The sequence below is a fragment of the Amycolatopsis ruanii genome (assembly GCF_003385175.1).
Taxonomy (GTDB): domain Bacteria; phylum Actinomycetota; class Actinomycetes; order Mycobacteriales; family Pseudonocardiaceae; genus Amycolatopsis_E; species Amycolatopsis_E thermalba.
In genome coordinates this window covers 1-19478 of the sequence record NZ_PQHY01000065.1, presented here as the reverse complement: position 1 = coordinate 19478, position 19478 = coordinate 1, and the positions used below count along the sequence as shown (strand labels likewise).

Genomic DNA, 19478 nt, shown 5'->3' with positions numbered 1-19478 from the left:
CGTCCATGGTGACGCCTCGCCGAGCGGCCGTCTTGGACGAACGGGAACCGTCAGCGGAGGTGTTCGGGCAGCGCGGCCAGCCGCTCCAGCAGCAGCAGGTCCCGCACCTTGCCGATCTTCGAGGGATCGTCGAGCATCGCGGCGACCTCGGGCAGCGCGGCGTCCGGGATGAACTCCAGGCTGGCCACGATCGTCGCGTCCGGCAGGTGGTCGACGAACCGGGCGATGGTGATCCAGTCCTGCCGCCCGCTCAGCTCGCGCGCGACCGCGACGACCACCGGCGCCGGCCGCTTCCCGATGATCCCGCGTGCCCGCCTCGGGTCCAGTTCGGCGGCCACGTCGGCGAGGAACGCCGGTGACAGGCGTCCGGCGATCTCCGCCCCGCGAGAGGCCTCGACCAGCCCCGCGATGCGCGCGGCGAGCAGCGGCCCGAACACCCGCTCGGCCATCTTCGCCAGTACGGGGACCGGCAGCAGCTTGCTCGCGCCCGCCATCCGCTCCAGCACGCCCAGGTGCGCGTCGAACAGCACGGTCGTGGCGCGTTCCCGCAGCTCACGCAGGTCCTCGACGGGCACGTCGGCGAGGTAGGCGAGCCGTTCCACGCCGACCCCGAGCACCCGCGCCAGCTTGCGGATCTCCGCTTCCTGGGGCGTCACAGGCCGACGGCCTTCCGGACGGCCGGCCGCAGCAGGGCGGGCACGAACTTGAGCGCGTCGTTGCCCGCCTTGGCCAGCGCGGCCGCCTGACGACGCCGGGCGGCGCGCACCGCGTCGGCCAGGTCCTGCTGGTGCGCCGGATCCAGCGCGGCGACGCCCGCGGGCGGTTCGGCGCCGAGCTGCTCGGTCAGGGTGCGTTCGGCCATGCCGATCATCATGCCTAATGTCGCGGCATGACACAGGACATCGAAACATCACGGCTCACCGTCAACGGCCTGAACGCCTACCTCGCGCGGCCCGCGGGCGGCAGCGAGTCCGGGATGCTGCTGCTGCCGATGGTCACCGGCATCGGCGAGCAGGTGCGCGAGTGGGCCGAGGCGATCGCCGCGACCGGTGTCACCGCGCTGGTGTGGGACCCGTTCCACGGCCCGAGCAGCGACGACACCTCGATCGCCGACCTGCTGGCGAAGATGCCCGGGCTGGACGACGCGGTCGCCCTCGACGAGCAGACGCAGCTGCTGGACCACCTCCTCGGCGAGCTGGGCTGCGCGAAAGCGGGCGTGATCGGGTGGTGCCTCGGCGGGCGGTTCGCGCTGATCCTGGGTGGCCGGGATCACCGTGTCGCCAACGTGGTGGCCTACCACCCGACGGTGCCGGGGGAGACCCCGCCGAACCACACCATGGACGCCATCGCGCACACCGGCCTGATCAAGGCGCCGGTGATGATGATGTACCCGGCGGCGGACGAACTGGTCCCGCGGTCGCGCTTCGACGAGCTGCAGTCGGCGCTGCAGGGACGGGTCACCGGCCCGAGCCTGATCCACGTGTACCCGGACGCCGAGCACGGCTTCGCCAACAAGACGCGGCACGGCACGCCGGTCAACGCCGAGGCCTTCGCGCTGTCCTGGCCGCAGGTGCTGGATTTCATCGGGTGACCACGAAAATCTGACTTTCGACAGATACCGCCCGTCCACGTTGGTCAGTACCGTCCGATCACGTGGGGAGATTCCTGGCAAGAGCAGCGGAAGTGCTGATCGGCGCGCTGGCCGCCGCCCTGGTGGTGTACGAGAGCCGGCGCAACGCCCAGCCGTGGGAGCTGATCGGCGGGCTGGCGGCGACCGTCGTCGTGGTCGCCGCCGCCCGGCGCGGCCCGTGGCTGTCGCTGACCGTCGCGGTGGGGTCCAGTCTCACCATGATGTTCAGCTTCGGCGGGCGGGTTCCGGTGTGGCCGGTGCTGCTCATGGTGCCGTTCGCGTACCTGGCCGGGCGGCGGATGGAGTCGGCGCGGCCCGCGTTGGTGACGTTCCTGGGCGTCGGGTGTGTCGGCGTGCCGCTGTCGCTGGCGATCGGCCGGTACGGGATGGCCGACTGGGGCGCGGCGATCGGGGTGATGCTGTTCGCCGCTGTGCTGCCGTGGCAGCTCGGGCGGTACATGCGCACGCGGGACGACCTGGTCCGGTCGGGGTGGCAGCGCGCGGAGGAGCTGGAGCTGCGGCAACGGATCGTCGCGGAGGAGGCCAGACTGCGGGAGAGGGCCCGCATCGCCAGCGACATGCACGACTCGCTGGGCCACGAGCTGAGCCTGATCGCCCTGCGAGCCGCCGCCCTGGAGATGTCGGGCAACGCCGAAGCCAAAGCCCTGCGCGAAAACGCCGCCGCGGCAACCGAACGCCTGCGCGAGATCATCGGCCTCCTGCGCGAAGACGCCCCACCGGTCGACCCCCTGCACGGAGGCATCACAGCCCTGGTCGACCGCGCGAGAGCATCCGGACTGAACATCAGTTTCGACGACCACCCAGCCGACGCCGGAGTCCCCGCGGCCCAGCGCCAGCCCACTGATCCCCCTCCGCCGACCGCGGATTCCGCTCCGCCGGCCGCGGGTCCCGTTCCGCCGGGCGTCGGCCCCGTTCCGCTGGCCGCGGGTCCCGTTCCGGGTGTCGTAGGTTCCGTTCCGCCGGGCGCGGATTCCGCTCCGGAGGCCGTGGGTTCCGCTCCGTTGGCTGCGGGTTCCGTTCCGCTGGCTGCCGGCCTCCCTCCACAGGCCGCAGGTTCCGCCCCGCAGGCCGTGGGTTCGGCTCCGCTGGGCGCGGGTCCCGCTCCGCTGGCCGCAGGTCCCGTTCCGGGCGTCGTGGGTTCCGCTTCGGAGGCCGCGGGTCCCGTTCCGCTGCCTGCTGGCCCCGCTCCGCAGGCCGTGGGTTCCGTCCCGCAGGGTGCCGGGCCCACTCCGCTGGCTGCGGGTTCCATCCCGCAGGGCGTCAGCCCCACTCCGCTGGCCGCAGGTTCCGCTCCGCAGGGCACCGGCCTCCCGCCACACGTCGCGGGTTCCGCTCCGCACGGCGTCGGCCCGGCTCCGCTGGCGCGGGGGTCCGCCCCGCAAGGCGCCCGCCTCCCTTCACAGGTTGCAGGTTCCGCTCCGCACGGCGTCAGCCCCACTCCGCTGGCGGGGGATTCCGCCCCGCAGAGCGCCCGCCTCACTCCACAAACCGCATTGGCCGCGGGTCCGGCTCCGCCGACCGCCGGTGCCGCTCCGGAGGCCGTAGGTTCCGTTCCGCAGGGCGTCGGCCCCACTCCGCTGGTTGCGGGTTCCGCTCCACGGGGCGCCAGCCTCCCTCCGCTGGCCGCAGATCCCGATCCGGTGGCTGCCGGCCCCACTCGGCTGGCCGCCGGTTCCCCTCCGCAGGCCGCGAGCTCCGCTTCGTTGGCTGCGGGCTCGGCTCCGTTGGCTGCAGGTTCCGCTCCAGAAGGCACCGGTTCCGCTCCGCAGGCGGTTGGTCCCCCTCCGCAGACCGCGGATTCCACTCCAGTGGTCGTCCACCACGGTGGCGTTCCCGCGCTCATCGACGGCACCCGTGCGTCCGAACTGAGCTCCACCTTCGATGCCTACTCAATGACCGCTGAAGAACCAGGCTCCGCACCTCCGTCCGCGCTTGTCGACCGGGCCCGAGCGTCCGGGCTGAATTTCAGCCTTCAGAACGACGCGACGCCTGCCGGAGAAACCGAGTCCGCACTTCGATCCGCTGGTTCCACTCCATCGACTGCTCCAAGCCCAGCACAAGCACCAGTTTCTGGCCCTGTCAGCGCATCCGGCCTGACGCCCACCTTCGAAGACCAGCCGACGACCGCCGGAGAAGCCACCGCCGCATCTCGGGCCGCCGCCGGTTCCACCCCAAACCCAGCACCGGCTGCCAACCCGCCGCCCCGCTTTCCGGCCACCCCGGCACAAAACCCGAATCCGCCTGCCGCACCGAAGCCGGAACACAGTCCTGCCTCACACACTGTCGAGAACCGAGCGTCCAGCACCGCCCACCACCCCGAAACCCCGTTGTCCAAGCCCCAGCCGAGGCGCCAACGGCAGAGCCAGCGGAGGAAACCGCACGGGAAACCACGCAGAGCCAAGGGATACCCCCAACCCGAGCGCACGCGCTACCTCCCGCGCAACTCCCCCCTTCGGACACCCACCCCGGCGCCGGAGAAAACGCACAGCCGCCGATGGTCGAACGCGCCGCCTACCGTGTGGTCCAGGAGGCGCTCACCAACGTGACCAAGCACGCCCCCGGCGCTCGCGTCACGGTCACGATTCACCGCGCGGCCCAGGAGACAGTCGTCCGGGTGTGCAACGGGCCGCCGCCCGCCGGGCCGCTACCGGGCATCGTTTCCGGGCGCCGTGGCTTGGAGGGGCTGCGCGAGCGCGTCCGGCTGCTCGGCGGCACCCTCCGCGCCGGGCCGAAGGACGGCGGCTTCGAGGTGGTGGCACGGCTACCGCATGCCTCCGCGCCGGCGCCCGTCCAACCCGTGCAGTCCGAGTCCGCGCGGCAGCACGTCCAGGCGCGGCGCGAGGTGCGCCGGACGTTGCTGGCCGCGCTGATCGTGCCGCCGTCGATCATGGCGGGGCTCCTCGGCGTGGTGGGGATCGTCTACCAGTACCAGTGGCAGACCTCCGTGCTCGACCCCGCCGACTACGCGCAGCTGCGACCCGGCCAGACCCGCGCCGAGATCGCCCCCGTCCTGCCACAACGGCAACGCGACCAGCACGTCACCGCGCCCGAGCCGCCCGGGCTGGCGTGCGAGTACTACGGCACCGGCCGCAGCATCGTCCAGCTCCGCCTGGACGCCTACCGGCTCTGCTTCGCGGGCGACCGGCTCGTGAGCAAAGAACTCCTGACCGACGAGCGAGAAGAGAGACCGACGTGATCCGTGTGCTGCTGGCCGACGACGAGGCCATGATCCGGGCCGGCGTTGCGGCGATCCTGTCCGCGGACGGCGACATCGAGGTCGTCGCCGAGGCGGGGGACGGTCGCGAGGCCGTCGAGCAGGCCCGGCGCACCCGTCCGGACGTCGCGCTCGTCGACATCCGCATGCCCCGCCTCGACGGGCTCGCCGCGGCCGAGGAGATCCGCGGCCTGCTGCCCGGCACCGGCGTCATCATGCTGACCACCTTCGGCGAGGACGCCTACATCGAGCGCGCCCTCGCCGGAGGTGCCAGCGGCTTCCTGCTGAAGTCCGGTGACCCCCGCGAACTGCTCGCCGGGGTGCACGCGGTCGCCGACGGGGCGGCCTTCCTGTCGCCCAAGGTGGCGCAGCGGGTGATCGCCCAGATGTCCGGCGACCGCGTGTCCCGGGCCGCGGTCGACCGAGCCGGCATCGCCGTCCTGACCGCCCGCGAGCGCGAGGTGCTCGCGCTCGTCGGCGCCGGGCTGTCCAATGCGGACATCGCCGAGCGGCTGTTCGTGGTCGAGGGCACCGTGAAGGCCTACGTCAGCACGATCCTCAGCCGTCTCGACGTCCGCAACCGCGTCCAGGCGGCGATCATCGCCTACGAAGCGGGGTTGGTGACATGACGTCACGCATCACGTCGCCGCAGCACCTCGTGCCCCACCGCGAGCGCGGCGGCCGCCCATGCGGCGAGGATCAGCATGCCTGCCCAGGACGGGTACGGCGGGACGAGACCGGACACCGGGTTCGGCTGCCCGGACGGCACGAGCGCCGCGGCTCCCGCGACGCCCGGCATGAAGTTCACGACCCCGAGCCCGAGCGAACCGGCCACCATCGCGGACATCAGCATCACCAGGAACGCCACCGTGATGCCGCCCGCGACGCTGCGCAACGCCGTCCCGATCCCGAGGCTCAGCAGCCCGATGAGCGCGAAGTAGGCCCCGTTCGCGGCACACGCCTGGATGATCTCTCCGGTCGACGCGGCGCGGCCGAAGCCGTCCATCAACGGGGTCGCCCCCGCGATCGCCACCGCCGCCGACACCACGCCCAGCACGAACAACACCGGCGCCAGCACCGCGGCCTTCGCGGCCAGGAAGCGGCTCCGGACGGGCACCCACTGCAACGACGCGCGGATGCTGCCCGTCGCGTACTCGCCGGCGACGAACAGACTCGCCAGCGCGATCACCGCGAACTCGGCGAGGTAGAAGCTGCCGCCAGCCACCAGCTCGGGCGCCGAACCGCCGGTGCTGCGGCTGTAGGCCAAGGAAGTCGCGGACGGCAGCACGAACACCAGCATCAGCACCACCGCCCCGGCCAGGCCCCAGAACGTCGAGCGCACGGACCAGAACTTCGTCCACTCGGAGCGGATCGCCGCGGTCGTCGTCATCACACACCAGCCTTCCGCGCGGAGTCCACGCCGTACTCGACCGCGTCCGCGGTCAGTTCCATGTACGCCTGCTCCAGCGACGCCCGTTCCTCGCTCAACCCGTGCAGCCGGACGCCCCGCTCGAAGGCCAGGTCGCCGATCGACTCGACCGGCACCCCGGTGACCAGCACGGAGTCGCCTTCGATACGGGCGCCGGGCAGCCCCGCGGCCAGCCGCGCGCCATCCGACGGAGTCGCGCACCGGGCGCGCACCACCGATCCGTCGGCGAGCAGCTCACCCAGCGGGGCGTCCGCCAGCAGGCGTCCCTTCCCGATGACGAGGAGGTGGTCCGCGGTCAGCTGCATTTCGCTCATCAGGTGGCTGGAGACCAGGATTGTCCGGCCCTCCGCGGCCAGCGAGCGCATCAGCTGGCGGACCCACCGCACGCCGTCCGGATCGAGCCCGTTCACCGGTTCGTCGAACAACAACACCCCCGGATCGCCGAGCAGTGCCCCGGCGATCCCGAGCCGCTGCCCCATCCCGAGCGAGAACTGGCCGGCACGCTTGCTCGCCACGTCCGTCAGCCCGACCGTGGCCAGCACCTCCTCGACACGGCGATCCGGGATGTCGTTGCTGCGGGCCATCGCCAGCAGGTGTTTGACCGCCGAGCGGCCCGGGTGCAGCGCCTTGGCGTCCAGGAGGGCGCCCACGGTGCGCAGGGGCCACCGCAGCTCGCTGTACCGCTTGCCGTCCACGAGCGCTTCACCGGAGGTGGGGCGGTCCAGCCCCAGCATCATCCGCATGGTGGTCGACTTGCCGGCGCCGTTCGGGCCGAGGAAGCCGGTCACCTTGCCCGGCGGCACCGTGAAGGTGAGCTGGTCCACGGCGGTTTTCTCGCCGAAGCGCTTCGTCAGCGCGTGTACCGTGATCATGGGTTCGACCGTAGGAACCGGACACGCCGGGACGCATCGGCCGAAGGGCGTCCGCCCGACTGCACTTTCGGCAGGGCAGAATGCGGCCCATGATTTCTCGGCGCAGGGTGAGCCCGCTCGACGTGGCCATGCTGGCGCTGGCCGTCGTCTCGGTCGGCCTGGTCGTCTACGTGACGTTCTTCCCGCACTCACCCGAGACCGCGCACCGCATCTTCGTCATCGACACCTCGATCTGCGGGGTGTTCCTGATCGAGTTCCTGTGGCGGTGGTCGCGCACCGGGTGGGACAAGCGCTTTCCGCTGCGCAACTGGTACGAGATCCTCGGCATGATCCCGATCGCGCACCCCGCGCTGCGCAGTTTCCGCCTGCTGAGGATCGTCATCGTGATCGTGCGGCTGGCCCGCACCGCCGATCGCGCGTTCGGCGAGCTGTTCACCCAGCGGCTGGTCGAGCGCATGTCCCGGCCGATCGTGCTGGCCATCAAGAAACCGATCACGATCGCGGTGCTCGACGAGGTGGTCAAGGTCATCGAGACCGGCAACTACCCGGAGAACCTGGCCCGCTCACTCGGCGAGAACCGGGAGACGCTGCGCGCCATCATCACCGAGAAGATCAAGGACGACCCGCAGGCCGGCCGGCTGTCCCGGCTCCCGTTCCACGACGAGATCCTGAGGTCCCTTGTGGACACGACGATGCGCGTCATGCTCGAGGTGCTGATCGACCCGCGGACGGAGGCGTTCTTCGCCCACGTCGTGCGGGAGAACCGGGAGCAGATCCGCCAGGCGGTCGTGCTCGGCCTGCACGAGGACGAGAACGACGAGCTGGAACGCGACCTGCCGGCCCGGCCGGAGCGGTCTTACGGCGCCTGAGGCACCGCGAGCCGGGCGGGCTGGGATTCACGCCCGGCTCCCGCTGCCGGCCCCGCGTCGGCTTGGCGGGGTTCTGTCGCCTTGGACGGAGGCTTGGCGCGGTCCTGCGGCGTGCCGGGCCAGGGGTCGTGCTTGCCTTCCGCTGCTGGACCTGCTTCGGCGTGGCGGGGTTTGCGCGCCTCGGGCGGAGGCTTGGCGCGGTTCTGCGGCGTGCCGGGCTGGGATTCACGCCTGCCTCCCGCTGCCGGCCCCGCCTCGGCGTGGCGGGGTTTGCCCGCCTCGGGCGGGGGCTTGGCGCGGTTCTGCGGCGCGCCGGGCCGCGGATCGTGCCTGCCTTCCGCTGCTTGGCTTGCCTCGAATCGGTGAGGCGTCCGTGCCGACGGTGGGGTCGTCCCGCGGTTCCGCGGCGCCCGAGGGGCGGGCGGTGCCGTGCCACCCTACGGTTCTCGAGGATCCGCGGGCCAGGCGTGCTTGGGATAGCGCCCTCGCAGCTCGGCCCGGACGGCCGGGTATCCGTTCTCCCAGAACGACTCCAGGTCGCTGGTGATCGCGGCCGGGCGGCCGGCGGGGGAGAGCAGGTGCAGCACGACCGGCACTCGTCCGTCGGCGACCGTCGGCGTTTCCCGCCACCCGAACGCGAGCTGCAGCTTCACCGCGAGCACCGGCCGGCCGGTCGAGTAGTCGACCCGGAACCGGGACCCGGAGGGCACCTCGATCCGATCCGGCGCGAGCTCATCCAGACGGCCGGCCTCGGGCCAGGGCAGCAGACGGCGCAGGGCGGACGCGGTGTCGATCCGGGCGAGATCTGCCCGGCGGCGGGCCCGGGACAGCTCGGGCTCCAGCCACTCGTCCACTCTGGACAACAGAGCGGCGTCGTCCACGGCGGGCCACGGGGCGCCGAGGGCGTCGTGCAGGAAGGAGATCCGCGCCCGCAAGCGCTCGGCCTCCGGAGGCCAGGTCAGGACGTCCCCGCCCCGGAGCCCGGTGAGCAGGGCCGCACGCACGAGCGCGGGGTCCGGGTCGCGCAGTGGCCGGTCGCGCAGGACGATCGCCCCCAGCCGTCGCACCCGCCGTGCCACCACGTCGCCGTTCCAGGACACGTCGTCCTGTTCGGTCACCAGGTTCGGCGCGGCCCGGACGCCCGGCTCCTCGTCCGCGCGCGCGGCGAGCCGGATGACCCCGTGGGCGCGGCCGGGGTCGCGCGTCGCCTCAGCGACCGCGAGCCACTCGGCGTCACCGAGGCCACTACCGGCGGGCAGCTCGGCGGCGGTGCCACCGGCCATCAGATAGACCGGCGAATCCGCCCCCCGCCGCCGGGCCAGTCGTTCCGGGTGGGCGAGCGCGACCACCAGCGCCGGATCGGGTGCGTCCGGGCCGCCGGGCACCAGCCGCTCCAAGCGGCGCACCTCGGCGTGCCAGCGGGACCCGCGGTCGTCGCGGAGACGGCGCAGCTCAGCCTCGACATCGGTCAGCGTGCCGCCGGCGTCCATCAGCGCCACCACCTCGGCGGCGGCACGGGCGCCGACCTCGGCGGCCCCGTCGAGCAGCGCACGGGCGAGACGCGGGTGCAGGCCGAGCTCGGCCATGCGACGGCCGCGTTCGGTGACCGTGTTCCCGTCCAGAGCGCCGAGCGTGCGGAGCAGGTCCTGGCCGGCGGCGAGCGGACCGTCCGGTGGCGGATCCCACCAGGACAGGCCCGCGCCGTCCGGTGTCGACCAGCAGGCCAGCTCCAGCGCGAGCGGGGCCAGCTCGGCGGTGCGGATCTCCGGCTCGGGGTAGGCCGGCAGAGCCGCCTGCTCGTGCTGCGGCCAGCAGCGGTACGCGCGGCCGGGCGCCTCGCGCCCGGCCCGGCCGGCCCGCTGCTCAGCGACCGCGGCCGACACCCGGACGGTCGCCAGGCCGGGCAACCCACGGCGGTGGTCCACCCGCGGCACCCGCGCCTGCCCGGAGTCGACGACCGCCCGCACCCCCGGCACGGTCAGGCTCGACTCGGCCACCGCGGTCGCCAGCACTACACGACGACGGTCACCGGGGCGCAGCGCCGCGTCCTGCTTGCCGGGTGCGAGCCGGCCGTGCAGCGGCAGGACCTCCACGCCCGGCAGGTCGAGCATGCCGGCCACCCGGGCGATCTCGCCCGCGCCGGGCAGGAACGCCAGGACGTCACCGTCGCCGTCGGCGACCGCCCTGCGCACCGCCCGGGCCACGCACGCCTCGATCCGTTCGCCGCGGGCGGGCGGGAAGTAGGTCGTCTCGACCGGGTACGTGCGGGCCCGCGCGGTGACCACCGGCGCCCCGCCGAGCAGCTCCGCCAGCCGCCCGGAGGCGACGGTGGCCGACGTCGCGAGCAGCCGCAGGTCCTCGCGCAGCCCGCCGCGCACGTCCAGCAGGAGGGCGAGCAGCGGGCGGTCGTCGAGGTGCCGCTCGTGGCACTCGTCGAGCAGCACGGTGGCGACACCGGGCAGTTCGGGGTCGTTCTGGACGCGCCGGACCAGCAGGCCCGAGGTGACCACCTCGACGCGCGTGCGCTTGGACACCTTCCGGTCGCCGCGTACCGAGTAGCCGACCGTCTCGCCCACCGGTTCGCCCAGCAACGCGGCCATGCGGGCGGCCGCGGCCCGCGCGGCGAGACGGCGCGGCTCGGCCACCACGACACGGCCGTCCGAGCGGGCCATCAGGTCCAGCGGGACGAGCGTCGTCTTGCCGGTTCCGGGCGGTGCGACGAGCACCGCGGTGCCGTGGTCGTCCAGGGCGGCGGCGAGCTCGCCGAGGACCGCGCGGACGGGGAGATCGGGCAGGTTCATGGCGACCGCAACCGTAGACGGTGGGTGATGGCTGAGTCCCTGGTCACCCGGACGTATGGCATTCGCGCGCGGGCCCCGGAACTCACAGGTTTCTCAGGGCGGGCCGATAGCCTGGGGCCGTGTTCCGCCCGTCCCCCTCCGTGCTCGACGCCGTCGGCACCCTCGTGCGGCTCGGCCTGGCCGCGGTGTGGCTGGTCTCCGGGATCGTCAAGATCAGCGACTCCGGGCAGACGTACCTGGCCGTCAAGGCCTACGACGTCCTGCCGGACGCGCTGCTGCACCCGGTCGCGACCGCGTTGCCGCTGCTGGAGCTGGTCCTGGGCGCGTTCCTGCTGCTCGGGCTCGCGACGCGCTGGGTGGCCATCGTCTCGGCCGTGCTGCTGGTGGTGTTCATCGCCGGGGTGGCCCAGTCCTGGGCGCGGGGGCTGACCATCGACTGCGGCTGCTTCGGCGGCGGTGGCGAGGTGGCGGCGGGACAGACCCGGTACCCCCAGGAAATCGCCCGCGACGTGGGTTTCCTGGTCCTGGCCTGCTGGCTGATCGTGCGCCCGGCGACCCGCGTCGCGCTGGACGGCTGGCTCCGCGGCGGGGCGCCGCAGGTCGAGATGGAAAAAGAGAGGATCTGAAGAACGTGGGTGGAGCGGAACGGTCCGCGCGCAAGCGCCGCCAGCAGCAGAGCGCTGGGGCCCGGGCGGTGACCCAGGCCCGCGGCGGTGGCGGCCCCAGCCGGAAGACGATCGTGTCGGTGGTCGCCGTGGTGGTGCTCGCCGCCGTGGTCATCGGCGGTGTGATCTGGACCAACGCGTCGAAGAACGAGACCGAGGGCACGACCATCACGCCCCAGACCGCGTCGGCCGCGCTGGACACCGCGGACGAGCGGCGGGGCGTCACGGTGGTCTCGGGCAACGCCGACGCCAAGGTGAAGCTCGACATCTGGGCCGACTTCCTGTGCCCATACTGCGCGCAGCTCCAGCAGCGGTACGGCAAGCAGATCGAGGAGCAGATCCAGGCCGGGAACGTGCAGGTCACCTACCACATGATCCCGCTGCTGACCAAGCAGTCCGACCCGCCGGGCTACTCACTGGACTCGGCGAACGCCTCCCTGTGCGCGGCGGACCAGGGCAAGTTCACCCCGTACCACGACAGCCTGTTCGCCTCGCAGCCCGAGGAGGGCAAGCGCGGCTACGACAAGGCCCAGCTGATCAAACTGGGCCAGGACCTGGGCATCACCGCGCCCGAGTTCGCGACGTGCGTGAACGCCGGCACGTACAACCAGCAGCTCGACGACGCCCTGACCCAGGTCTCGAACGACCCGAACTTCCAGGGCACGCCCACGGTCGTGCACAACGGCCAGGTGATCAACTGGACGCAGGACGGCTGGCTGACGAACCTGGTCAACCAGGCCGGATGACCCCTGGCGGGGGGTCGGTCCCGCAGGACCGACCCCCCGCGCAACGGCCATACCGGTGTCATGTAAAGTAGTCGCAGACGAGATGCGGAGTTCAACTTCGCTCCGGGGCTATGGCGCAGCTGGTAGCGCACCACACTGGCAGTGTGGGGGTCAGGGGTTCGAGTCCCCTTAGCTCCACAGTCGTCAAGATCGCCCGACCTGAACATTAGTGCAGGTCGGGCGATTTTTTTCGCTTCGCCGAACATTCGTCCATCGTGGATCCAGCTTCAGTTACCGTTCAGTAACTGGGGCAAATCTGGGGCAGCGGCTGGCTCGGCGGCAAATGGGGTCACGTGAACTGGTCTCAGACCGTCAGCCATACGGGTGGTCTTCCCGAGTTTTCCAGCTGGCGGTGATCCGGCTACACATGGTTCGCTGCGCGAGCCGTGCCAAGCACAGCGCTCATCGAGCCACATGTGTGGCCCAACCGGTGACCCAGCGAATGACGCGGGAGAGTCGGGCTGCGCCGCCCCGGCTCCCAGAAGCGGTCTCGAGAGTAGAGGTGGCCGCGAGCCCATGGTGTGCCGCGCTTCTCCTAGCCGGCGACAGCCGGGACGGGCTGGCCGGTGAACCACGAAATTCTGGGCCTCACGCCTGGTGCTCGCGTCGTCGATCCCGGGTGAGGGCGGGGAAGCAACGCTGCTGCCCTCGTCAGCGCGGGGCCGCGGGTGACCGAAGTTGACCACGGTGGCGAATGCGTCACTCCCGTTGAAGCCGTCAAACCTGCTAGTGATCTTTCAACGCTTGACGCGCTCCCATTCCCGATCTGGTGCAACGACAGCGGGAATAACATCCCGGTCTCCGCATCGCGGACGGAAGCGTGCAACCTCTACGGACTGCGACTGACCACCACGCGCACGGTCAACGGTGTCACGACCAAGACCGGCGAGCTCATGATGAACGTCTACGACTACGAGTTCTCGTCACCTGACTTGCCGTCGTGGCAGCACCAGATCGGCGTGGCCCCAATGTCAGGATGGGGTGACGCGGCTACCGCCAGCGTGTCAGGCTCGATGACCGCCACCAATCAATGCACGACGCAGGGGCCGAACACCTTTCCGATCCAGTCGCTGTCACCGACCAACGGCGTTCTGCGAGAGGGCTACGCCGGCGCGACAACCACTGCGACTGCTGTTGGCGCGATCGGCAACTGCACCACCACGTGGAACCTCGTATTCACCACACCCGGCTACAACCCTGTAACGACGACTTCCTCGCTGGAGGAGGTACGTTGCGACAACGCCACCGGCGCGAACGGTGCCCGACCGGCTCGCGTCGGCTGCGTCGTCTGGTGGTTCCCGGCGCAGGTGCTCTACAGCCAGAGCAGCTACCCGAGCCTCGCATCGCACGTATCGAGGGCACAGGCATCGGGACTGCCCGGGGCAAGCTTCGCTGCACCGCTCCACCGCACGTCGGACCCAACCCGGACCAGCACGAACCGGAACCTGGCGTGCGGCGACGCCCCGAGCATCGCAGGTCTCAGCTGCGATGAGTACCCGCTCGCCAGCACGTACGAGGGGCTAGCCTCGGGCGGCACCCGGCGCACTTTTGACAATTGCAACATCAACGCTCCCACGGGTGTGACCGGGCCGACCGGGGCGAGCGCCTGCATGATCACCGCGACTGAGAACAATGCCCAGGGCGGCATCATGGTCGGCTTCTATTACGACAACCGGGTCCTTGAAGCAGACCCCTACCGCGTTGGTGTCGGAACCTAGCCTGCCAGAACCATCAAGCTGAGTACCATGTCGCCGCGGGAGCCGCGCGCTCCCGCGGCGACATCTGAAACCACGGCGACGGGACACTGGGGAGCTGCCGCATGAGCGACACCGCGAGCGTGTACGTCCAAGATCACTCCTTCGTGCTCGGCGACGCCGACGCTGAAACGCCCTTTGAGGCGATGGACTACTCGACTGGCGTGGCTGGGGTCATGCAGTCAGCTGCCCTGCTCTATGCCGGAGTCGACCGCGGCTACGTCACGGTCAGCGTGGACGCCGCCGAAGCCCGCCCGGCCCTTGAAACGCCTCAGCAGTGGACCGCCCTCGCGGAGTGGGACGATGTCGCGGAAATCAGCCTGGAAATCCCGAACGGGGAGCTGCGGGTCGATCAGCTGGAGTACCGCCCGGGCGAAACCCGGATAGAGCTGCCCGTCCTCAGCGCGGCCGGACCGGGCTCCTACCGGGTGCGCATCCACGCCAGCGGCCGAGACCGCCATTTCGACCAGGCAGTCGACGACTCGGGGGAGAGCTTCCACCTCGTGGTCTGGCCGCAGCCGCCAGCTCCGCCACTGATCATCAAGGCGACGTCAGCATGTGGTTACGGGCTCCGCCTGAACCAGAATGCTCGGTCGGCCGCCCCAAGCGCCGAAACTGCAGCTGGCGATCAGCGCAACCAGGACGAGCGCTAGGAGATGCTCAACCGGGCCCTTCGACAACTTGGCCCATGATGCTGATTGAGTGAGCTCAACGAGGCGCCGGTCAGAACGAGTTGCAGGCTGGAGTGCGAGTCCGTCGTTGCGCGCAGGGTGCAGATCGAACCGAGACACAGCGGTACTTTCCAAGAGATCCGAAAACTCGTCGATGGCCGCGTCCACGCGGCGTTCCAACTGGACCAGCGACACGTTCACAGTGGGTGAGCCTGTGCGCTGGTGAAGCAGCAGCGTCGTGGCGGGTCCGCATGGGTGCCGACGGTATGTTGAACCCGTACATGATTCGGGAGCTCGCGGAGAGCTCGAAGTGCATCCCGCGGTGGTCTACCGCCACGTGGCTGATCGGGACGCGGTCGACATCGGGAAGTACGAATCTGCGCGCGGTGTTCGTTCAGTACGCCGGGGTGGCGAGGCGAGTCGCACTCAACGGACCCGGAGCCGAGGCGTGTGGGCCCACCGTAGACCGTGCAATGAGGACGCTCCTTAGCGCCGGGCTGGGACAGGACGAGGTAGCGCTGGTGTGCCGTCTGCTTGTTTGCCAGGCGTACCTACTCATCTCGTTCCAGGATGACCAGCGCAAGGCGAGTGCGGTGAAGGCGCGGATCTCCGACAGCTTGGGGGCACCGCCGGACCCGAACGTGCTGGCTTGGCGACGCTGCAAGAGGAAGTACAGGCCCGGCGCAAGGACTCAGAAGAACCCGGTACAACTTCGACGAGTTCTTCGACCATGCTGTCGGCGGGCTGCTCGACGGCGTGAAGAAACGGCTCGACGAGGTAGAGGGCCACGGACCAACGTCGCTGCCGCCAACGTGGCGCCCGAATGGATCTTCTCCGTCCCCGACTGCGATCTTGGTGCACCCACGCACGTGTCACTCACCAACCGGTGTGCTCGTGGCCGTCCTGCTCGACCAGGCGCAAAGCGTGAGGTTGCCGAGCCGGTCGTAGGACAGGCGCGGCGGCGCCTACCTCACCGGCTACCGCTACTACAACCCCACCTGGGCTCGCTTCACCCAACCCGACCCCACCAACCAGGAACCCAACCGATACGCCTACGCGGCGGGCAATCCAGTTCGAAACGTCGACCCGACCGGTGCGAGCTGGTGGACGACGGTTCTGTGTGTTTCGCAGCAGTTTCGCCAAGGGCGTTGTCGGAGGCACGATCGCGACTGCTATCGCTGGCGGAGCTGTGGGACTTGGTGCCACAGGTGGAGGTCTCGCCGGAATCGTGATCGGCGCGACCGACGCCGTGAACAAATGCTGATTCTGATGACCGAATGAGGTGACTAGCAGAATGAACGATGGGAAGGCTGGCCAGTCTCGGCGGACGGGGGTGGCCAGCCTCCTCCTCGTCGAGGCGGCCTTCCTGGCGCTTTTGGCGATCTTGGCAACAGTAGCTGATGGGGGTGTGGCACTGATTGTCTCAGCCCTCGTCCTTGCGCTGTCTTTGCTAATCATTGGTATTGCTAATCTGAGCGAAAGGCGCAAACTTGCACGAGGCAAATCAGTTTTGGTGGGGGCAATCGCTGCGTTGGCGGCATGGTGCGGCTGGAGCGCTGGTGATTGGGTCACCACTGCCGCCGAATTGAGTAGTTCGACCGCGACTATTGTGCACGTTCTACTGCTGCTGGCCGCAGTAGTGGTCATAGGTCTGTCGTTACGGCCTTTGACGCGCGACGCCCGGTGACGCAAAGGGCTCAACCTGCCTCTTGGCATTCGTCAATAATTCGTCAGGAGGGAGGAAGTTGACCCGAACTGATGGCGGTCGTCAGCAAGCAACGATCAGTCGACAATCTGTAGAAAGGCGTATCAAGTGCAGCATTGAACGCTCTGTGACTTGCGGAAAACCCACTCATTTATTATCATAAATACCTCGAAAGAGGGAGCCGTTGGCAAGTCTCTTTGTCAAGGAATCTGCCCTCACCATATGTGTCTATGAGCGTAGGTGCCGAGGGTAAAGCTGGCGCGACGTCTCCGCCGAGTCCATGCGGGACGCGCTGGAGAGCAGCCCGTACCGCTCGACGCTCTCCACGATCAGGCTCTCCGTCGAGGCGAGGCCGCGGGGGATACAACGACCTCGTGGGGACCCATCCCGGCCACAATCGAACTGCTCGCCGCGACGTCACTGCGCGTCGGACAACACGCCGCCGACGCGACACCCAAAGCCTTCGCCGTCGAGCGGACACCGCCGACGAAGCCGGCGGCCTCGTCGGTCGCGGCCGTCGGCACGCTCGCCGCGATCCCCACGGTCGTGCCGACGGCACTGTCCGCCGACCCCGCACAGCGCGCGGCGCACTGGCACGTACGCAACGGCCTCTACGCGATGGTGGCCGAAGCGTGGCCGCCGGGACGACCGCTCTGCTCAAGGACATCGTCGTGCCGGTCCCCGAAATCCTGCCGACCTGTGAGGCACTGAATATCCTGTTCGATCGGCACGACTACCGCGACAGCGTCATCTTCGGCCACGTGAAAGACGGAAACATCCACTTCATGCTCACTGAGCGCCTCGGCGACGCCGCGCCGCTCGACCGCTTCCCGCGGTTCGCCGACGACATGGTCGGCCTCGTCCTCGGACGAGGCGGCTCACTCAAAGCCGGGCATGGAACGGGGCGCATGATGGGCTGGTCGAGCCGCGCAATGTCGTCCTCGACGATGACCGCGCGTTGGGCGAGTTCCGTGCTTTGACCGACACCGTGCATGCTGGTGACGCGCGGATCTGGATGCAGATCAATCACCTCGGGCGGGTCAGCACAGTGCCGTTCAGCGGACGGCCGGTGGCGCCCTCGGCGCGGCCCGTGAACCGGTTCCCCGGGTTCAACCTGCGCAGGCGCGTGAGTTGTCCGGGCACCGATATCGGGCGAGACCTCCAGCAGGTCGACTCCGGCGCCGCAACCAGCACAAGACCTTCTCGGCGCCCTCAGACGCGCCGTGAACGGACAGCGAGACGGGTCTCAAGCCGAGACGCTCGGCCGCGCAGGGGCTTGAGTCAGGTCGACCCCGAGCTGACGCAGGAAGCCGAGGTTGTCGTACTGCACCCACTCCTCGGCCAGCTTGCCGTCCTCGTGGTAGCGGAAGATGTTGATGAGTTCGAGTCGCATCGGCTGCCCGTTCGGCGGAATCGTGCCGATCGGGGACGCCGTGAAAGGCGCGGTGAAACGGCCCGACATCGAGGTGTGACAACCGATGTACTGACCCTGGCTGACGATGGTGCGCCGCTCGCACGCGAATCCTTCGAACGCGGCACGCATGGCCTCGAAGAAGGAACGGAGCTCCGGGTACGTCAGATCGCCATCAGGCCCGTGAAAAACGAAGTCGTCGGCGAAGTACGCGTCCAGCTTTTCATCGTCGGCCACGGCGATCGCTTCGCGGCCGATCCGCACCAGGGCACGCGCCCGCTCGTCGTAACGCGTGTCGTCAGGAGAAATGAATTCGTTCATCGGGATTTCCTTTCACGAGCAGCGGCGTTGTCGCTGAATCCGACGCTACACCGTGAACGCGCCGTTCGTGGGTATCCAGGGCATGCAATGATCGGTCTGCTCCCATAACAGCCGCGCATGGCTGGGCGGCTAAAGTGGTGCTGTGCCCGAACTCAGTCTCAGCGCTCTCAATGTCGTTCGCGCGGTGGCCGCTCACGGTTCTCTCAGCGGTGCGGCGCGCGCCCTCGGTTATTCTCAGCCCGCCATTTCCCGGCAGGTGGCGGCTGCCGAGAAGGCCGCGGGTCAGCCGCTTTTCGTGCGCGGTGCGCGGGGCGTCCGGACGACGGCGGCGGGAGAGCTGGTCGCCCGGTTCGCCGCTGAGACTCTTGCCGGCCTTGACCGGCTGAGTGAACGGCTCGACGAACTGACTCACGGCCCTGAGGTGCGGGTCCGCGTGGGGGCCTTCCCAGCCGCGAACGCCGCCCTGCTCCCCTTCGCACTGGCCAGAGCACTGAAGCAGCAGCCTCGGCTGTCGTTCACGCTTACGGAGGCCTCCTCCCCGCAGCTGGTGCTCCAGGTCATCAGCAAGCGGCTGGACGTCGCGGTGGTGGCCTCCGGGCCCGGCCTGCCCCAGCCGGCCCTGGAGGGATTGCACATCGCCCCGTTGCCGGGTGGCGAACTGATGGTGGCCGTGCCGTCCGGGCACACCCTCGCCGCGGTCGAAGGCGCCGTGCCAGTGCGTGAACTGGCCCATCTGCCCTGGATCGTGGGCAAGGGCGCACGTGACGAGCCCCAGTTCGGAGCCTGGCCCACCCTCACGGATCCGCACATCGCCTTCCGTGCGAAGACGTGGCACAGCCGCTTCGGACTCGTCGCCGCCGATCTCGGGATCTGCGTCGTTCCGGACATCCTCGCCCCGGTCGTCCCGGAGAACATCACCCTGGTACGCGTGGACGATCCGAACTGGCTCGGACGGGGCATCATGGCGGTCACCCGAAATGACGCGACAGAAGCCCATGAAGCCGTCGTACGGGCCCTGAAGGAACCACCTCACTGAGCCGTTGTCAACCTGTCCCGGGAAGGGAGTGGCGCACCTCAGCGGTGATGTGCTCCGAGGTCTCCGGACACGTCTTCCAAGTAGACTGGCGGAGGAGCCCGGAGGAGTGTTTCATGGCAAGGAGACCGAGAAAGTACTCGCCGGAATTGAAGGCTGAGGTCGTCAACGCGGTACTCGAGGGCGGGCTGAGCTATACCGAAGCGGCGCGCGATTTTGATTTGGTCGCGCAGACGGTGCATAACTGGGTGACGGCCGAGAAAAAGAAGAGAGCTGAAGAGTCGCCGACCGCGACGC

General features: G+C 69.8%; 20 protein-coding genes, 1 tRNA gene and 1 pseudogene. 15 read left to right on the top strand and 7 right to left on the bottom strand.

Annotated features, from left to right (window positions below; genetic code table 11):
• Nucleotides 1–50: 50 nt before the first annotated feature.
• On the bottom strand, nt 51–656 hold the full coding sequence (locus tag D0D28_RS27470) for a hypothetical protein (protein WP_116113616.1): 606 nt from the start codon (nt 654–656) through the stop codon (nt 51–53).
• Nucleotides 653–862, bottom strand: a complete 210-nt coding sequence (locus D0D28_RS27465) for a hypothetical protein (RefSeq protein WP_167481583.1) — start codon at nt 860–862, stop codon at nt 653–655. The genes D0D28_RS27470 and D0D28_RS27465 overlap by 4 nt, the downstream gene beginning before the upstream one ends.
• A 27-nt stretch (nt 863–889) precedes the next feature.
• Here D0D28_RS27465 and D0D28_RS27460 point away from each other — a divergent pair, with 27 nt between their 5' ends.
• A complete protein-coding gene (locus D0D28_RS27460; protein WP_116113613.1) occupies nt 890–1591 on the top strand; it encodes a dienelactone hydrolase family protein in 702 nt (233 codons plus the stop codon).
• Nucleotides 1592–1649: 58 nt separating this feature from the next.
• Here D0D28_RS27460 and D0D28_RS37065 read toward each other — a convergent pair whose 3' ends face one another.
• On the bottom strand, nt 1650–2096 hold the full coding sequence (locus D0D28_RS37065; RefSeq protein WP_240323375.1) for a hypothetical protein: 447 nt from the start codon (nt 2094–2096) through the stop codon (nt 1650–1652).
• Here D0D28_RS37065 and D0D28_RS27455 point away from each other — a divergent pair.
• The 3 genes from D0D28_RS27455 to D0D28_RS27445 are packed head-to-tail and all read left to right on the top strand — an operon-like array spanning nt 2017 to nt 5494.
• Complete coding sequence (locus D0D28_RS27455; protein WP_346009501.1) at nt 2017–4197, top strand: histidine kinase; 2181 nt, start codon at nt 2017–2019, stop codon at nt 4195–4197. The genes D0D28_RS37065 and D0D28_RS27455 overlap by 80 nt on opposite strands.
• Nucleotides 4146–4847, top strand: a complete 702-nt coding sequence (locus D0D28_RS27450) for an ATP-binding protein (RefSeq protein ID WP_116113609.1) — start codon at nt 4146–4148, stop codon at nt 4845–4847. Before D0D28_RS27455 ends, D0D28_RS27450 begins: the two co-directional genes overlap by 52 nt.
• Entirely contained in the window at nt 4844–5494 is a 651-nt protein-coding gene (locus tag D0D28_RS27445; RefSeq protein ID WP_116113607.1) for a response regulator transcription factor, read from the top strand. Before D0D28_RS27450 ends, D0D28_RS27445 begins: the two co-directional genes overlap by 4 nt.
• A 2-nt stretch (nt 5495–5496) precedes the next feature.
• On the opposite strand, the gene D0D28_RS27440 is transcribed toward D0D28_RS27445, so the two are convergent.
• A complete protein-coding gene (locus tag D0D28_RS27440; RefSeq protein WP_116113604.1) occupies nt 5497–6255 on the bottom strand; it encodes an ABC transporter permease in 759 nt (252 codons plus the stop codon).
• Nucleotides 6255–7166: an ABC transporter ATP-binding protein gene (locus D0D28_RS27435; RefSeq protein WP_094006692.1), complete on the bottom strand. Its 912-nt coding sequence runs from the start codon at nt 7164–7166 to the stop codon at nt 6255–6257. The genes D0D28_RS27440 and D0D28_RS27435 overlap by 1 nt, the downstream gene beginning before the upstream one ends.
• Nucleotides 7167–7255: 89 nt before the next feature.
• Here D0D28_RS27435 and D0D28_RS27430 point away from each other — a divergent pair, with 89 nt between their 5' ends.
• Nucleotides 7256–8035, top strand: a complete 780-nt coding sequence (locus tag D0D28_RS27430; protein ID WP_116113602.1) for an ion transporter — start codon at nt 7256–7258, stop codon at nt 8033–8035.
• Nucleotides 8036–8472: 437 nt separating this feature from the next.
• Here the strand turns inward: D0D28_RS27430 and hrpB are convergent, their stop codons facing one another.
• Nucleotides 8473–10836 carry an ATP-dependent helicase HrpB gene (gene hrpB, locus D0D28_RS27425; RefSeq protein WP_116113600.1) on the bottom strand — a complete coding sequence of 788 codons (2364 nt, stop codon included), beginning with the start codon at nt 10834–10836 and terminating at the stop codon, nt 8473–8475.
• A gap of 119 nt (nt 10837–10955) precedes the next feature.
• Here hrpB and D0D28_RS27420 point away from each other — a divergent pair, with 119 nt between their 5' ends.
• From D0D28_RS27420 to D0D28_RS36305, 8 genes and pseudogenes are all read left to right on the top strand, one after another.
• Nucleotides 10956–11462 (top strand): MauE/DoxX family redox-associated membrane protein, encoded by a 507-nt coding sequence (locus tag D0D28_RS27420; protein WP_094006689.1) that lies wholly within the window; start codon nt 10956–10958, stop codon nt 11460–11462.
• A gap of 5 nt (nt 11463–11467) precedes the next feature.
• Nucleotides 11468–12247, top strand: a complete 780-nt coding sequence (locus D0D28_RS27415) for a DsbA family protein (RefSeq protein WP_094006688.1) — start codon at nt 11468–11470, stop codon at nt 12245–12247.
• Nucleotides 12248–12351: 104 nt separating this feature from the next.
• A tRNA-Ala gene (locus D0D28_RS27410) sits at nt 12352–12424 on the top strand.
• 530 nt (nt 12425–12954) lie between these two features.
• A complete protein-coding gene (locus D0D28_RS27405; protein ID WP_162831207.1) occupies nt 12955–14004 on the top strand; it encodes a NucA/NucB deoxyribonuclease domain-containing protein in 1050 nt (349 codons plus the stop codon).
• Nucleotides 14005–14105: 101 nt separating this feature from the next.
• Nucleotides 14106–14693, top strand: a complete 588-nt coding sequence (locus D0D28_RS27400; RefSeq protein ID WP_116113595.1) for a hypothetical protein — start codon at nt 14106–14108, stop codon at nt 14691–14693.
• 984 nt (nt 14694–15677) lie between these two features.
• Nucleotides 15678–15992: pseudogene (locus D0D28_RS27395) on the top strand (RHS repeat-associated core domain-containing protein); the annotation flags it as partial.
• A gap of 13 nt (nt 15993–16005) precedes the next feature.
• Nucleotides 16006–16398, top strand: coding sequence for a hypothetical protein (locus D0D28_RS35850; RefSeq protein WP_162831206.1), 393 nt, complete (start codon nt 16006–16008; stop codon nt 16396–16398).
• Between the two features lie 650 nt (nt 16399–17048).
• Nucleotides 17049–17396 (top strand): FAD-linked oxidase C-terminal domain-containing protein, encoded by a 348-nt coding sequence (locus tag D0D28_RS36305; RefSeq protein ID WP_205413371.1) that lies wholly within the window; start codon nt 17049–17051, stop codon nt 17394–17396.
• 266 nt (nt 17397–17662) lie between these two features.
• Here the strand turns inward: D0D28_RS36305 and D0D28_RS27385 are convergent, their stop codons facing one another.
• The gene (locus D0D28_RS27385) at nt 17663–18148 is read right to left on the bottom strand and encodes an ester cyclase (RefSeq protein WP_116113592.1); all 486 of its coding nucleotides are present in this window, start codon (nt 18146–18148) and stop codon (nt 17663–17665) included.
• Between the two features lie 142 nt (nt 18149–18290).
• On the opposite strand from D0D28_RS27385, the gene D0D28_RS27380 reads away from it, so the two are divergent.
• Together D0D28_RS27380 and D0D28_RS27375 are read left to right on the top strand one after the other, a co-directional pair.
• The gene (locus tag D0D28_RS27380; protein WP_116113589.1) at nt 18291–19184 is read left to right on the top strand and encodes a LysR family transcriptional regulator; all 894 of its coding nucleotides are present in this window, start codon (nt 18291–18293) and stop codon (nt 19182–19184) included.
• Nucleotides 19185–19297: 113 nt separating this feature from the next.
• Nucleotides 19298–19478: transposase (locus tag D0D28_RS27375; RefSeq protein WP_162831205.1), on the top strand; the 181-nt coding region annotated here is incomplete at its 3' end.